We start from the raw sequence: 15,220 nt of genomic DNA on the forward strand, positions 1-15,220 counted from the left end.
TTTAATCCTTTATCTTAAAAAAAGTTGCGTAGAGGGCAGGCACATAAAAAAGGTTTAATATCGTTCCCCATGCAATCCCAAAGCCCAAAGAGATGGCGATGGGTTGGAGCATGACAGATTGTCCTGTTGGGAAAAATATCAAGGTTAACAGCCCTAAAATCGTGGTAATTGATGTGATGAGGATCGGGCGGACTCTCTGTTTTGCTCTTTGGAAAAATTCTGCTTTATTGGTCGTACCGTGAAGAAAATCGAGCATGATAATCCCATCATTGATGACGACACCCGCAAGCCCCATCATTCCTATGAGAGATTGTGAGTTGAGGTTGATTCCCATGATAAAGTGCCCTACGATAGCGCCAACTGCGGTAAAAGGGATAACCGAGAGGATGATAAAAGCACTTTTGAATGAGGGAAAATTTACCAGCAATGTGATAAAAATCAAAAAGAGTGCGACGATTAAAGCTTTGAGCATGTCACTTTGCATCTGTTGGCTTTTTTCTCTTTCACCTCCGAAACTGACTTGTATTCCCTGTTTTCGAAGTGATTGCAAAACGGGCTCAATCTTTTTGAGCACTTCATTGGCGGTTATGTTACGTTTTTTTACATTGGCATAAACATTTTTTTGAATGACGCCATTTTCTTTTTCGATTTTTTCAAAGTTTCGCTCTATCGTAAAAGAAACCAAATCTTGGAGTTCTATTTTTTTGGAATCTATCGTAATCAAAAAGTGTTTTAAAGCCTCTAAATTATCTTTATTTACAGATTCAGTGATAATCTTGATAATACCATCATTATTGTAAGTATTGGCTTGTTCTTTTTCTGTAAAATAATTTTTCACCTGATTGGCGATTTCACTATCACTTAAGCCTAAGGAATGTGCATAAGAATTGAGTGTGAACTTGTACTCTTTTTCACCGAGGTTTGTATTGTCAGTGATATCAACCACCCCTTTAATCTGTGCCAGAGCTTTTTTCAGCGTCGTGATTCCCTTGAGCAAAAGCGTTTTATTTTCATTGCTTAATTTTAATTCAATATCCGTTCTAACAATGCCAATCCTGCTCGATACGACATTAAATTCTACCACCTTATCTTGCTTGGCTAAAGGTTCAACCAAAGCACGGATTTTTGCTTTGACTTCGGATACATCGAGCGTTCTTTTTTTATCGACTTGTGCAAAATCAAAACTAAGATTGAGGATTGGATTGACATATTTTTCTAAAAAGTTATCCGCCACTTTATCATAGAGTTCAAGTGTCAAGGTGAAGCTATTTTCAGCCGTTTCCCCACCTCCAATCAAACTTGTAAATCTTCCCACCGTGGTATCAACATTTTCAATAAAAAGTTTTTCTTTATTTTTTAAGAGTATTTTTTCATATTTTTTGACAATGGCATCACTCTCTTGCAGTGATTTTGAATCGTCAAGTTTGAAGGAGAGCGTGACATTTCTTGAATCCATATCTGGCATCATTTGAAACCGACTTTGTGAAATAAAAAAGAACGTTATGAGTGGGATACTCACAAAAAATAGAAACAAAAAACTTTTTTTATAGTGAATAATCTTGTGCAAGAGTCTTTCATAAAAATTATAAAGAGGGCTCCAGTCAAACATTTTATCTTTGCGTTTTAAAATATGTTTTGCATGTAATGGCAAAAATAAGAAAGATTCTATCAAAGAAGAGGCAATCATGACCGTCACGACAATGGGTACGAGTTTCATCAAAATTCCCATCTCTCCACTGATTAACAACATCGGCAAAAACGCAAATATTGTCGTAAAAGAGGCGATGAGTACGGGAGCTAGCATCTCTTTGGTTCCCTTGATGACCGCTTGATTGACCTCTTCGCCTTCATCTAGGTGTCGTTGTATATTCTCACTCACCACAATCGCATCATCGACAACAATACCCAGACATATGAGCATGGCCATCATGGAAATCATATTGAGACTATAACCGGTCTGTTCGATGAGTAGAAGAGAGAGTATAAAAGAAAAGGGAATTCCCATCACGATGACTAAAGAGAGCCTTGTACTGATGAGCAAGTGGATACAAAGCCCCACTAAAATCAGCCCTAATGTGATATTGGCGATGATGGTTTTGATTCTATCTGTGAGAGGTCGTGAACTGTCTCTTGTGATGGAAAAAATCAAATCAGGATTGGAGTTTTGGATCTGATTGATGCGTGCTTTAATCGCATCTGAAATAGCGATAGAATCACCATCGGTACTACTATAAACACGCAGTGAAATTGTGGTATTTCCATTGAGCCTTGAGATAGTATCATCGATAGGATAGTCAATACTCACCGTGGCGATATCTTTGAGATAGACTTTTTTATCATTGACTTTTATGATGGTATTACGCCATGCTTGTTTATTAAATTTGTCATTATTGGCACTCAAATAGACATGATTGCCCTTTTGGTCAATCTCTCCAACAGGGTAAATATAAGAAAAATTCTTTATGGCATTGGCCACTAAATCACTGTCGAGTCCATAGGTATTTATTTTTTTCTCATCCAATGTTATTTTGATTTGTAAATCGCTATCGCCATAAACATTGACTTCACTAACATTGGCGATTTGTAGCAGTTTTGTTTTAATAGAATCTGCGATATTTAGAAGTTCTTTTTTTGTTTTTGTGGCAGAAGATAACGAGATATTTAAAAGAGACATTTGTCTTTGACTTTTGGTGACAGTTGGCGTGGTCATATCACTAGGGAAGTATTTTTGTGCTGAACTCACAGCATCTTCTACTTCATCTTTTACCGTTTGTGGGTCGGTGCCATCTTGCAATTCAATAGTAATAGAAAAGCTGCCATTGCTTACTGTTGTGGTGACATCGGCAATACCGGAAATGGTGTCGATTTGATTTTCTATCTCGGTTACCGCGAAGTTATTAAGACTATCAGCACTCGCCCCACTATAATTGCCACTGACAGTAATAGAATCAAGAGAGACAACAGGGAACATCTCTTTTGGTATTTTTACATAGGCAAAAACTCCCATGACCAATATAAAAACAAGCAAGGTGTGATTGAGCCTTGAATTTTTCAAAAAGTATTCTATTATTTTGTTCATTACTAGTATCTTCTTTATAAATTTATGGGGAATAATATCGCACGTATGTTAATGAAGTCTAATCAGTTTGTTACTGATATGTATCTGCACAGAGGCTTACTAGTAGATTTTATCTCTTATTGCAAAGAACCCTTAGGAAGTTTTTTGAGTCTTGAATGATACAATGAAAACACTGATGCGGCGACTAGACATAGGGCCGAAAATCCAAAAATCACACCATAATTTCCGGTCAAATCGGTCACAATTCCTGCGATAAGGGGTCCGATGATTTGTCCCACACCGAAGAAAAGTGTGAGAAAACTGAGAATGCGTGCGGTATGTGAGGGACCAAAAAGTTCAGCACTCAATGTAGCCATAATCGAAGGAACAGCCCAGGTAGAAAACCCAAAGAGACTCGCTGAAATCAGTAGGTAAAAAGAAGGAATCGAAAAAGCCAAAAGTGCATGGGATAGGGCTTGAAACCCAAAGAGAATCCCCAGCGTCTTGCTTCTTCCAATGCGATCACTGACAATCCCAAATAGCGGACCAGAAAAAAGACTTGAGATACCAAGAACAGCCCAAAAGGTTCCCGATATATCCGTACTGACATGCCATTTTGTCACAGCAGCAGCCACGAAAAACGTCATATACATGATGGCCGTCATCCCAAATATAAAAAATAAAAATCCTGTCCTCAAAAAAGGTGCATCTGTAAAAATCTCTTTGGTGGTGAGCGTGTCTTCTGTCGGTTTTGTTGAGGCATGAGGTGTGAAAGCTAAGAGTGTTTTTTTGGTGAAAATACCCACAGCAATAATCATGATAGCAAAAATCCCCCAACTCACACGCCAGGCAAAAGGCAGGGTATGGTTAATAAGTGGGACAATGGCACCACTGATGATGATAGAGAGACCAATCCCCGCTACAACAATGCCCGTGGCTCGGCCTTTGATTTGTGGTGGCACGACTTGTGCGATGTAGGTCATCACCGCGATATTGGCCAATGCGCCGAAAAATCCCGTAATAATAAAAGCAATCGCGACCCAAATATAATGAGGAGCAATCGCCATAAGCAACATGCTTGCCGCTTGTGTCCATAGTGATCTTGTAATCAAGGTGGCGACGGAGTACTTGGCATAAAAACGCGCCACTCCAAAGAGTCCAATAAAATATCCTATAAAGTTTGCACTGCCTACGATACCCGCTTGTGTGGCATTCATTCCCAGTTCCATTTGCATATTGGGTAAAATCATTCCAAAAGCAAAGCGTGCCAATCCTAAACAGGAAAAAACAATAAAAATACCTGAGACGAGCGGTCCAAGATGATGGCGCAAACTCATGGAAAATTCGCAGAGATTGGGTTCATAGTCTTTCCTTGTGATAATGTCATCAGTCAAAGATGATAGTGTGAAGGCAGTATATAGGTATCTGCCTTACAAAAGAATAAGATGCTACACAGAATACCATATTATCAAAAATTCTTATATAAAAATACCAAATTACTCAAAAGTTTTCTATGGATTTGGCAAAACTTTGTGGCAATTTATCATTCAAAATGACAAGGTCTCCATCCTTAAATATTTCCATTTTTTCTAACCACGCTGCAAATTCCGGTGCGGGGTCAAGATTCAAAACACGTCTGGCATAGAGGGCATCATGAAAGGAGGTACTTTGATAATTGAGCATAATATCATCGCTTCCTGGCACTCCCATGATAAAAGTACATCCCGCGACTCCGAGTAAGGTGAGCAAATTATCCATGTCATTTTGATCCGCTTGGGCATGATTGGTGTAACAAATATCGCAACCCATTGGAAGACCGAGTAATTTGGCGCAAAAGTGGTCTTCCAAACCTGCCCGTGTGATTTCTTTGCCATCATAAAGGTACTCAGGTCCGATAAAACCCACGACGGTATTTATCAAAAATGGATCAAAGGCTCGTGCTAAGGCATAGGCTCTGGCTTCGCAAGTTTGTTGATCAACGCCAAAGTTAGCATTGGCGGAGAGGGCGCTTCCTTGTCCGGTTTCAAAATACATGACATTGTTTCCAACAGTCCCCCGATGTAAACTAAGAGCCGCCTCTTGTGCTTCTTTTAGCAGATTTAGATTCACACCAAAGCTCGCATTGGTGGCTTCAGTCCCTCCTATGGATTGAAATACTAGATCCACGGGAGCTTTTTTTTCGATTGCCTCAATGGTGTTGGTGACATGAGTTAGGATGCAAGATTGTGTGGGAATTTCATATTTTTGAATAATCTCATCGGTCAGTTTTAAAAGTTTTGTGACTTGTTCGAGATTGTCGGTTGCGGGATTGATGCCGATGAGGGCATCTCCGTTTCCATACAGCAATCCATCTAAAATACTCGCAGCAATCCCTTGTGCATCATCAGTAGGATGATTGGGTTGCAATCTTGTGGAGAGATGTTTGGGCAATCCTATGGTATTTCTAAAGGCGGTGGTGACATGGCATTTTTGGGCTATCATGATAAGGTCTTGGTTACGCATGATTTTGCTCACCGCCGCGGCCATTTCTGGTGTGATACCCTTTCTGATTTGCTGCAACACTTTAGGCGTTGCGACATCACTCAAAAGCCAATTGCGAAAATCCCCGACACAAAGATGAGCAATCGGTGCAAAGGCGTCATGATCGTGAGAATCGATGATGAGTCGCGTGATTTCATCGTCCTCATAAGGGATAAGCGGCTCTTCTAAAAAGGTCTTAAGCGGGACTTCGGCGAGACACATTTGGGCGATAATGCGCTCTTGTTCCGAATGCGCACCAAGACCTGCGAGCCTGTCACCGGAGCGTTTTGGCGTAGCTTTTGCCATCAAATCGGCTAGGTTTTTAAAGGTATAACGTTGCGTGCCGTAAGTAAATTGGTACTTTTGTAGCATCAAAATTCCTCATGATAATCTTTGAGTTATTTTACCACATTATGGCGCTGTTGCACGATGATGAAAGCGTATGAATTAGCCTTCTTGTGTTTTGATAAGGGGGTTTTTAAATATTTTGCTATACATAATCGTACACAATGATAAAAGACCCAAGATCAAAAGCTGCAATGTGACAAAATCCCAACCGCCTTTTTCCCAGCACCATACCCCTATAAAAGTTCCAAAGGCACCCCCGACAAACATCGAAGACATATAAGCGGTATTGATTCTGCTGTGAGCACGCTCATCGAGTGTGTAAATTTGCGCCAAATTGGTGATTTGAATCGCTTGAAATCCAACATCAAGCAAGATTGTGGCGATGATAAAAGCCCAGAGACTTGATTCAAAATAGCGAATAGCCAAAATGCTGATGAGAATCAACACGATAGCGATGAGCTTGGTAAAGCTCGCATCAAATCGATCGGCCAGTTTGCCAATTTGCGGTGCTAACACGACGCCAGTAATCGCTAAAATCCCAAATAAGCCGATGATATCACTACCATAATGAAAAGGCGCTAGGGAGAGTTTGAATGTCAAAGTCGTCCAAAACGAACAAAAAATCCCAAAAGCGAGTGTGATAAGCAATGTGTTGCGTCGCAGGAGTGAAAACCGCTCTAATTGTAAAATCGAGGATTTCAAAAGAGAGAGATAACTTTTGGTAAAATGCGATTCCATATTGGGGAGCGTTTTATAAATAGCGAGCATACAAAGGGTGACTAAAATCGCTGAGAGTCCAAAAACATAGTGCCAATTATCAAACCAATCACTGATATAGCCACTGAGTGTTCTTGCTAATAAAATACCAGCTAAAAGACCGCTAAAAATCGTCCCAACTGTTTTGCCTCTTTCTTTAGGACTCATCGCAGCAGCCATGGGAATAATCACTTGTGCAGCAGCAGCAAAAGCTCCGAGTAAGAGACTTAGGGCATACAAAATATAAATATTTTCACTGATAGCAAGACCTATCAATGTCAGTGCTGAGAGGAGGTGTAAGATAATGATTAACTTTTTGCGGTCCATCTTGTCACCTAAGGGACTGACAAAAAAAAGACCCAACCCATAGCCTGCTTGTGAGAAAGTCGGAAGATTTCCTACTGCAAGGTGACTGACATGTAAATCCTGTGCAATGGTATTTAAAATCGGTTGATTATAATATATATTTGCGACATTAACGCCAGCAGCAATTGACATTACCGTGAGTTGTTTTTGCGTGATCATGATATTCCTTGTAAACCTAATATGAAATAGTATCAAAAATTCTCTCATTTTGATAACAATGCTAACTAAAATTTTCTCTCGCTTTGTATAAAAAGTAATTTTTGAATATAATGCGGACATCAAAATGATAAGGAATGCTATGGAATCGTTACCAAATTGCCCAAAATGTCACAGTGAATATACCTATGAGGATGGAGATTTGTTGGTGTGTCCAGAATGTGGATATGAGTGGAATAAAACGCAAGAGACTGAAGATGAGGAGTTTACAGTCAAAGATTCAAATGGTGCCACATTACGCAGTGGTGATGATGTGACTATCATCAAAGATCTTAAAATCAAGGGGAGTTCTTCTGTCATCAAAGTCGGTACAAAAATCAAAAATATCAAATTAGTTGAGAGTGCGGATGACCACAATATCGATTGCAGAATTTCAGGAGTTGGAGCGATTAAAATCACTCCAAAATTTGTCAAAAAATCTTAAAATATAAGAGTCTTTCGACTCTTATATTATGATAAAATCTCTTCGATTGTGATGTAATCACCGACACGACCGGTCATCTTTTCGACATCGGTATTAACTGGAAGTGTTTTTTTACCAGGTACCCAACCCGCAGGGCAGACTTCACCCGTTTTAGTAGCATGTTGCCATGCGCTTACTTGTCGCAAGAATTCATTGACATTTCTACCTACTGATGGTGCTTGTACTTCTTGGGCTACAACAACACCGTCTGGATTAATCAAAAATCTACCACGAAGTGCTTGACCTTCTCCTTCAATCATCACACCAAATGCACGACTGACCGTACCGGTTGGGTCTGCGCCGATTGTCAATTTCAATCCTTTTAGTAATGGTTCTGTTTCGACAAATCTTTTGTGTGAAAATTTGGTATCAGTTGAAACTGCTAATATCTCAACACCCATTTCTTGAAATTCATCATATTTTGCATTCATAGCGGCAATTTCTGTAGGGCATACAAATGTAAAGTCTGCTGGGTAAAAGCATACAACATGCCATTTGCCTTTGTAATCATCACTGTTTACGGTTGTGTAATGTCCTGTTTTTGCATCATATGCATCCATCTTAAATTCTGGTACTTGTCTTAATACTAAACTTGAGCTCATGTTTTTTTCCTCTTTTTTTATATTTTCTGTTGTCGTGTTCTCTTGCTGTTCATCAGCAATAACTTCAAGTGTGTCACATGCCATTTCATGTCCTTTCATCTAGTTGATAATATTTTCCAACTGAGAAATTATCTCACAATTATACTTAAAAGAAAATTAATTAATTGCAAAAAATTACTATTTAGATGATAATTTACAAAAATAACTAAAAAAACCTATAATTATCAATCTTAACATCTTTATATGAATTATCATGATAGAAAGTCGCAGGGGTTGACGATATTGTGATATAAAGGATAAAATATAAAAAATATTATAAGGAAATGACTGATGCACGAAAATCCAAATCAAATATACCTTCCTTGGGAACGGTTTTTTAGAGCCAAGATTCACTCTCCTTTTGAGGCTTTTTTACATGCACAAATGACCAGTGGTGCGATCTTAATGTTGATGACCGTGGTTGCTTTGTTGTGGATTAATTCACCCTTAGCTGAGATTTACGAGCATATTTTGCACACGCATATTACGCTCAGTATCGGATCATTTACCTTAGATCATGATGTACATTTTTGGGTCAATGATGGTTTGATGACGCTCTTTTTCTTTCTGGTGGGGCTTGAAATCAAGCGAGAGATACTCGTAGGGGAATTATCTGATATCAAAGTTTCTATCTTACCGATACTCGCTGCGATTGGTGGGATGATTATTCCGGCCATTATCTTCCAAATCATCACCAATGGACAAGAAGGAAGTGAAGGCTGGGGAATTCCGATGGCTACGGATATTGCATTTGCGGTGAGTGTGATTGTATTGTTGGGAAATCGTGTCTCAAAACAGTTGGTGACTTTTTTGGTTGCATTGGCCATTGTTGATGACCTGGGTGCGGTGAGTGTGATTGCAATCTTTTATACGGCACAAATTAATATGATGGCATTGATGATTGCTATTGGTTTGTTTTTCGTACTCATTGTCTTTAACCGTTTTGGTATTCGTTCCGCATTACCGTATGGTATTGTGGGAGTATTTATTTGGTTTTTTATGTTGGAATCTGGCGTTCATGCGACTATTGCTGGCGTTTTGGTGGCGATGACGATACCTTCTTTACCAAAATTCAATCCCAAACTCTTTTCGCAACCTATGAAAAAGATGCTGGATGATTTTTGTGACTATCCGATTGGCGATGATTTTGTTTTAAAAGATGAGCAAAAAATCATCGTCAAAAAGATGAAACAAAAAATTATCGGGGTAGAAGCTCCTTTGAACCGATATGAAAATGCATTGCATTTGCCAATAGGGTTGATGATTATTCCATTGTTTGCCCTCATCAATGCGGGAATCCCCATCGATTTTTCATCTTTGGGCATGCTCTTGGGTCAACCGGTGAGTCTGGGCATCATCTTTGGTTTGGTTGTCGGAAAGGTAATCGGTATCTTTGGAGTCTCATGGCTAGCGATAAAATTGGGCATTGCAAAATTGCCTGAAAATGCAACAATCAGTCAACTTTTTGGTGTCTCTTTCTTGGGAGGTATTGGATTTACGATGAGTATTTTCGTCGCTGATTTGGCATATTCAACCAACCCAGCACTTTTGGTTCAATCCAAAACCGCAATTTTGAGCGCTTCTGTATTGGCAGGATTGATAGGATATTTTTGGTTGCGATTTGTCGCACACAAAAAGCAAAAAGACTAAAAGAGCATAACACTTGAAGACTACAAAGGGGTATAATACTTTTTGAATCAATGATGAAACTTAAAATATAGATTCAAGTCAATATTTTATTTTATTCAAATATTAATATGCAATAATTTCGCATTTGATAGGTATTCCTACCCCTCATCATGATTGATAATAGTATAAAGGTATTATGTGAAAAGAACTGAAAATCGAGCCTATTTGATTGTATTATTGGCTATTTTATCTTCGGTGGCACCCATTGGCACCGATACGTATATCCCCTCAATTCCTAATATTGCCAAAGTGTTTCATGTCAGTATCCAAGAGATTGAGTTGACACTGTCTATCTTTTTGATAGGATTTTCTATCGGTCAAATATTTGGTGGACCGCTTTCTGATCGATATGGGAGAAGAAAAAGCTCTATCGTGGGATTGCTTGGATTTAGTGTGGTGAGTCTGCTGATTGTGTTTAGCACTTCGATTTATGAATTGTGGATTTATCGTTTTATTGAAGCATTTTTTGGAGGGATTGTCGTGGTCAATGGCTCTGCTGCTGTTCGAGACCGATTTCACGGTGAAGAAGCCGCAGAAGTATTTTCTCTCATTGGTACTGTGAGAAGTCTCGCTCCACTCATCGCTCCGGCAATTGGGTCATTTATCATCCACTTTTTTTCATGGAAAGCGGTTTTTATCTTTTTGAGCGCGTACTCTGCGATTGTGGCTTTTATGGTATGGCGCAGTTTACATGAGAGTTTTACGTACCAAAAACAAGAAATCCTCAAATCATATCTGGGTGTCTTGACGCACAAAACCGCAATGAAAGCGATGCTCGTACTCTCCTTTAGTTTCTCAGGCATGTTTATTTTGATTTCAAAATCACCTTTTATTTATATTGAGTATTTTCATATAAGCACGGATGAATTTCCCCTCTTTTTTGGATTTAATTTTGTAGTACTGATTGGGATGATCAAAGTCAATCTCATGCTGTTGAAACATTATAAGGCCGTACAGCTCATCATATTTGCTATTTTGATTCAAATCTTAGCCGCTGGGTTGTTGATGCTGAGTTATAAAGGCATCAATTTGATGACGGCGATGATGCTAATCGCGACGTATATGAGCATGATGGCCTTTATTTTTGGGAATTGTATGGCCTTAGCGTTGGAGCATTTTTCCAAAAATGCGGGAGTAGCCTCATCGGTCGTGGGTGTTTTACAATTTGGTGTCGGCGCTTTAATCTCTTCACTGGCATTGATGTATCATAATGATGATTTGCTACCTATTGGTGTGAGCATTGGCATCGTATCGTGTGTTTCATTGCTTTTGATTCTATCCTATCCACGAGGCAAAGAGACACAATTGGCTTAATGTTGTCTTTTTACAAGTTTTGACATTTGCGATATAATACACCAAATCAATTTTAGGTGCATCATGATAAAAAAAGAAAAGCCAACATGGTATATTGTAACATTCCATATCATCATGACGGCAATCATTTTCCCATTTTTTGGCCTTTTGGCGGGATATTTTCTGATTAAGTTTTTTGGCAATATGTTGCAAAGTGGGACGCTTGTGATCATCAAAGATATCATCAGTATTGGATTTTTCTTTTTGGGTGTTATGTATTCGCTTATTTATATTGACAAGAAAATACTTATTAAGAAGCCATTAAATTGTTCAAAAAATGCTATATTGATGTTTACGATTTTGATTCTTTATGTATGGAGTGTTCATATTGCCAACAATCCCAATACCATCGCTATGGTTTATAATACGTTATTTTACGGTATTATTTTCTTGATTTTTTTTATCATGACACGGCAATATTTCACAAAATTGGCTCAAAATTCTAAAGATAGCGGAAAATAAAGCAAAACGTCGTCACCTATATCCATCAAACAAGGAATCCATCAGATGTCATTTTCAATGTTTAATCTCTCGCGTCCTTTGACGCAGGCACTCTCTCATCATGCGTACATCACACCAACGCCCATACAAAAAGCAGTGATTCCTCTCATACTAAAAGGCAAAGACCTCCTCGCGCAAGCTCAAACAGGAAGTGGCAAGAGCGCAAGTTTTGTCGTGCCTATTTTAGAGAGATGGTCCTGGCAAATAGGGGAAGGAAAGCCAAAAATTTATGGGCTAGTCTTAACACCTACGCGAGAATTGACATTGCAAGTGGCGCAAACATTTGAGACTTTAGGTGCTTGCTTTGCTCGTACACCCAAGGTCGTGAGTTTGATTGGTGGAGAGCAAATTGGGGCTCAACTCTATGCCGTGCAACAAGGGTGTGATATTGTCGTAGCCACATCGGGACGGTTACTTGATGTGATAAGTAAAAAGCAGATGAATCTAAATCATGTGAAATTTTTCGTACTCGATGAAGCAGACAGGATGCTCGATGAAGGATTTGTACAAGAGCTTGGACTTGTCCTCAACGCCTTGCCAAAAACGCGACAAAATCTTCTATTTTCAGCAACCTATCCACCAAAAATTCAAAATATCGCTTCTAAGATAACGCAATCTCCGGTCATGGTGACGATTCAAGATGAAACGCCGACTGTAGCCAATATAACACAACGCATGATTTGTGTCAATCGCGAAAATCGGGGACCGCTGTTGCGTCATCTACTCAAAGCCAATCCATGGAAATTGACTTTGGTTTTCATGGCCAATAAAAGAGCAACTGATAATATTGCAGTAAAATTTCGCAAACATGGCATCGCCGCTTTGTCATTCCATGGTGACCTAGACCAAGAGGAGCGCAATCTCACCCTTTCAGATTTTAAAGCCAAAAAAATTCGCGTTCTCTTTGCCACAGACATTGCTGCACGGGGTTTGGATATTGAGGATATTGATTGTGTCATAAACTTCGACGTGCCACGTGCGCCGGCTGATTATATCCATCGCATCGGACGCAGTGCGCGTGCTGGAAAATCTGGGATGGCCATCTCCTTTGTGGGATTGGAGGACCAAGAACATTTTGCATTGATTCAAAAAAAATGTGAGATTCATCTTTTGCCAGAGCACATTGTAGGGTTTGAGCGCGTGGGAGAGCCTTTAATGCGCCAAAAAGGTAGCGCTCCCATCAAAGGCAAGCGAAAAAGCAAAAAAGATAAAGCCAAAGAGCGTGCCGCAGAAGAGGGAAAAACACGAGATTAATAGGTCTCTTTGTCGCTTTTTAGCGTTTATCGATGCTAAATTTACCTGCTCCTAAAAACATCAAAGCAAGAGCACCTGACATAAAAAGTAATGGCGTTTCAATCATCAAAGCACCCGTTTTGGCATTGAGATTGAAAAAATGAGGGTAACTGATGAGATAGATTGCAAAACCCATCGTAAATGCGTAGAAAAAGCTACTGATTCTGGTATAAAATCCTAAAATAATCATAATCGGCATAACAATTTCTCCCAGATAAACACCATAAGCCAATGCTTCAGGAAAACCAGCCTTGACGACTAAGTGAATCACGCCATCAATCCCATGCATGAATTTTTTGTACCCATGAAATAACATCAATGACCCCAATGCTAATCTGAGAATCAATTTTCCTATATTATCACTCAAAATTGCAGCTAAATAATGTTCTAAATTCCTCACTCAAACTCCTTTATGGAAGATAATGTCAGCATCATACTTTTTTTTACTTTTAAAATCCGTTAAAACAAGGAAGATAAGAGCCAATCACACGCATCTTATATCTCGATTCCAAAGAAGTATTTGACGCCATATCCAATCCCAAAAGAGATAATTGCTACGCCAAAAGTGATGGCGGACATTTGCGCAACACGAATCCAAAAAGGCACATCTTTGGCGACGGAGATATAAAATGTGTATAAAAGAATCGCAACAAAAGCAAAAACAAACATCACCAAAAGCGCCAAAGCCATGGTATTGATGAGAAAGAATGGCATCACCAACATGGCGGTGGTCAGAATGTAAGCGCCTCCTGTATAGAGTGAATACGTAGCCGGACTGATGTCATCATTGGGATTTTCTTTGGATTCAAGATAGGCAGACCCAGCCATAGAAAGCGATGCGGCAATCCCCATAATCAATCCAGTAATCCCGACGATGAGCGTCTTATCAAAGGCCAAAGCGATTCCGCTGAGGGTTCCGGTTAATTCTACCAGCGCGTCATTCATCCCCAAAACAATGGCACCCGCGTAGAGGAGTTTATTATCATGAAGCATATCGACCAGTTCGATTTCATGTGTGAGTTCTTGTTGGTAGATATGTTTGGATTCGGGGTATATATCAAAAAGTTCTTTATAAAATTCCTCCGCCTTTTCCTCTTTTCGTTCCAAGTATTTGAGACTAAAGGAGGTACCAAAAATCTTCACAAGAAAGAGATACCACATCACAAACCAATGTTGTGCTTGGATTTCCTTTTGTGTGATTTTAAACCAAAATTCATAGTGTTGTTTCTCTTCTTCGGCAATTCTTTCAAATATTTTTGTATTTTTCTCATGATGTTGCCGGTGTGCCAAGATGGAGTAAATCGTGTAATCATTAATCTCGTTTTGCTGTTGTCGCAGTGCTTTTTTCATTCGTGTGTCATTTAATGTTGCTGTCATATTCTGTTCCTCTTTTCCTCAATGCAATTTTACCTAAAATTTGCATAATCAGAGATGGAATCTTTTTTGCTTATATCTTTGAAATCTTTCAAAGGAGCGAGCATGCAGCTTGATACCACCATCAATAATACGCTAAAAACGTTGCAAAATTCAACCACCATGAAAGAAAAATCAGTGTATGATTCACAAAAAATCGAAACATTTCAATCGCTTCTTGAAAAAAGCGACTGGCAATCGGGATCTTCTGCTGAGTATGTCAAAATCCAAACACCAGCCAATCAAGCAGATGTTTCAAATTTTTTGAGTCAATTACATGATAAAGGGGCCATTCAATTTTTTACAGATTTAAATCAAGAAAAAATTGATAAAAAAATAGAAGAGTATCGGCAGAAATTAGAAGATAAAATGGGAGATAACCCAGAATCATCACAAAAGATTGAAAAACTTGTCGAAGATTACAGGAAGCAAATCATAGAAGACTTAAAAGAACAAATGCGTGCCAAACAAGAGGAGAAAGGTCAAGAGACACGTACCCCATTTGAAATCTTGTTACAAGCATAGTCGCATCCCTACTCGAGGTCATTTCAATTAATCTTAACATCATCTAATTATGTTAAAATTCCAGATAATCAAATCAAA

The 15,220-nt window shown here is 39.0% G+C and carries 13 protein-coding genes; 6 read left to right on the forward strand and 7 right to left on the reverse strand.

The features are described 5' to 3' along the window. Position 1: 1 nt before the first annotated feature. From SFB89_RS01745 to SFB89_RS01760, 4 genes are all read right to left on the reverse strand, one after another. A complete protein-coding gene (locus SFB89_RS01745; protein ID WP_331775234.1) occupies positions 2-3,079 on the reverse strand; it encodes an efflux RND transporter permease subunit in 3,078 nt (1,025 codons plus the stop codon). 116 nt (positions 3,080-3,195) lie between these two features. Beyond that, positions 3,196-4,395: a YbfB/YjiJ family MFS transporter gene (locus SFB89_RS01750; RefSeq protein WP_331775235.1), complete on the reverse strand. Its 1,200-nt coding sequence runs from the start codon at positions 4,393-4,395 to the stop codon at positions 3,196-3,198. A 163-nt stretch (positions 4,396-4,558) separates the two neighbouring features. Then, the gene (locus tag SFB89_RS01755) at positions 4,559-5,950 is read right to left on the reverse strand and encodes an ethanolamine ammonia-lyase subunit EutB (protein ID WP_331775236.1); all 1,392 of its coding nucleotides are present in this window, start codon (positions 5,948-5,950) and stop codon (positions 4,559-4,561) included. Between the two features lie 75 nt (positions 5,951-6,025). Then, positions 6,026-7,207 (reverse strand): MFS transporter, encoded by a 1,182-nt coding sequence (locus SFB89_RS01760; RefSeq protein ID WP_331775237.1) that lies wholly within the window; start codon positions 7,205-7,207, stop codon positions 6,026-6,028. Positions 7,208-7,346: 139 nt separating this feature from the next. Here SFB89_RS01760 and SFB89_RS01765 point away from each other — a divergent pair, with 139 nt between their 5' ends. Beyond that, positions 7,347-7,688, forward strand: a complete 342-nt coding sequence (locus SFB89_RS01765) for a zinc ribbon domain-containing protein YjdM (protein ID WP_331775238.1) — start codon at positions 7,347-7,349, stop codon at positions 7,686-7,688. 26 nt (positions 7,689-7,714) lie between these two features. Here the strand turns inward: SFB89_RS01765 and SFB89_RS01770 are convergent, their stop codons facing one another. After that, positions 7,715-8,413, reverse strand: a complete 699-nt coding sequence (locus SFB89_RS01770) for a peroxiredoxin (protein WP_331775239.1) — start codon at positions 8,411-8,413, stop codon at positions 7,715-7,717. 246 nt (positions 8,414-8,659) lie between these two features. Between SFB89_RS01770 and nhaA the strand changes: the two genes are divergently transcribed. From nhaA to SFB89_RS01790, 4 genes are all read left to right on the forward strand, one after another. Beyond that, positions 8,660-10,018 carry a Na+/H+ antiporter NhaA gene (nhaA, locus tag SFB89_RS01775; protein WP_331775240.1) on the forward strand — a complete coding sequence of 453 codons (1,359 nt, stop codon included), beginning with the start codon at positions 8,660-8,662 and terminating at the stop codon, positions 10,016-10,018. A 177-nt stretch (positions 10,019-10,195) separates the two neighbouring features. Further along, positions 10,196-11,371 (forward strand): multidrug effflux MFS transporter, encoded by a 1,176-nt coding sequence (locus SFB89_RS01780; protein WP_331775241.1) that lies wholly within the window; start codon positions 10,196-10,198, stop codon positions 11,369-11,371. A gap of 63 nt (positions 11,372-11,434) precedes the next feature. Continuing rightward, positions 11,435-11,872 carry a hypothetical protein gene (locus SFB89_RS01785; RefSeq protein WP_331775242.1) on the forward strand — a complete coding sequence of 146 codons (438 nt, stop codon included), beginning with the start codon at positions 11,435-11,437 and terminating at the stop codon, positions 11,870-11,872. 45 nt (positions 11,873-11,917) lie between these two features. Further along, positions 11,918-13,165, forward strand: a complete 1,248-nt coding sequence (locus SFB89_RS01790) for a DEAD/DEAH box helicase (protein WP_331775243.1) — start codon at positions 11,918-11,920, stop codon at positions 13,163-13,165. Positions 13,166-13,184: 19 nt separating this feature from the next. On the opposite strand, the gene SFB89_RS01795 is transcribed toward SFB89_RS01790, so the two are convergent. After that, a complete protein-coding gene (locus SFB89_RS01795; RefSeq protein WP_331775244.1) occupies positions 13,185-13,604 on the reverse strand; it encodes a DoxX family protein in 420 nt (139 codons plus the stop codon). Between the two features lie 95 nt (positions 13,605-13,699). Then, complete coding sequence (locus tag SFB89_RS01800) at positions 13,700-14,581, reverse strand: VIT1/CCC1 transporter family protein (protein ID WP_331775245.1); 882 nt, start codon at positions 14,579-14,581, stop codon at positions 13,700-13,702. A 102-nt stretch (positions 14,582-14,683) separates the two neighbouring features. On the opposite strand from SFB89_RS01800, the gene SFB89_RS01805 reads away from it, so the two are divergent. Next, positions 14,684-15,142, forward strand: coding sequence for a hypothetical protein (locus tag SFB89_RS01805; RefSeq protein ID WP_331775246.1), 459 nt, complete (start codon positions 14,684-14,686; stop codon positions 15,140-15,142). Positions 15,143-15,220 lie beyond the last annotated feature (78 nt).

The sequence above is a fragment of the Sulfurospirillum sp. 1612 genome (assembly GCF_036556685.1).
GTDB lineage: Bacteria > Campylobacterota > Campylobacteria > Campylobacterales > Sulfurospirillaceae > JAADIZ01.

What these genes read in the sequence shown, in the direction of transcription:
- SFB89_RS01745 (WP_331775234.1), bottom strand. Translation starts at nt 3,079, where the DNA reads ATGAACAAAATAATAGAATACTTTTTGAAAAATTCAAGGCTCAATCAC.
- SFB89_RS01750 (WP_331775235.1), bottom strand. Translation starts at nt 4,395, where the DNA reads ATGAGTTTGCGCCATCATCTTGGACCGCTCGTCTCAGGTATTTTTATT.
- SFB89_RS01755 (WP_331775236.1), bottom strand. Translation starts at nt 5,950, where the DNA reads ATGCTACAAAAGTACCAATTTACTTACGGCACGCAACGTTATACCTTT.
- SFB89_RS01760 (WP_331775237.1), bottom strand. Translation starts at nt 7,207, where the DNA reads ATGATCACGCAAAAACAACTCACGGTAATGTCAATTGCTGCTGGCGTT.
- SFB89_RS01765 (WP_331775238.1), top strand. Translation starts at nt 7,347, where the DNA reads ATGGAATCGTTACCAAATTGCCCAAAATGTCACAGTGAATATACCTAT.
- SFB89_RS01770 (WP_331775239.1), bottom strand. Translation starts at nt 8,413, where the DNA reads ATGGCATGTGACACACTTGAAGTTATTGCTGATGAACAGCAAGAGAAC.
- nhaA (WP_331775240.1), top strand. Translation starts at nt 8,660, where the DNA reads ATGCACGAAAATCCAAATCAAATATACCTTCCTTGGGAACGGTTTTTT.
- SFB89_RS01785 (WP_331775242.1), top strand. Translation starts at nt 11,435, where the DNA reads ATGATAAAAAAAGAAAAGCCAACATGGTATATTGTAACATTCCATATC.
- SFB89_RS01790 (WP_331775243.1), top strand. Translation starts at nt 11,918, where the DNA reads ATGTCATTTTCAATGTTTAATCTCTCGCGTCCTTTGACGCAGGCACTC.
- SFB89_RS01800 (WP_331775245.1), bottom strand. Translation starts at nt 14,581, where the DNA reads ATGACAGCAACATTAAATGACACACGAATGAAAAAAGCACTGCGACAA.
- SFB89_RS01805 (WP_331775246.1), top strand. Translation starts at nt 14,684, where the DNA reads ATGCAGCTTGATACCACCATCAATAATACGCTAAAAACGTTGCAAAAT.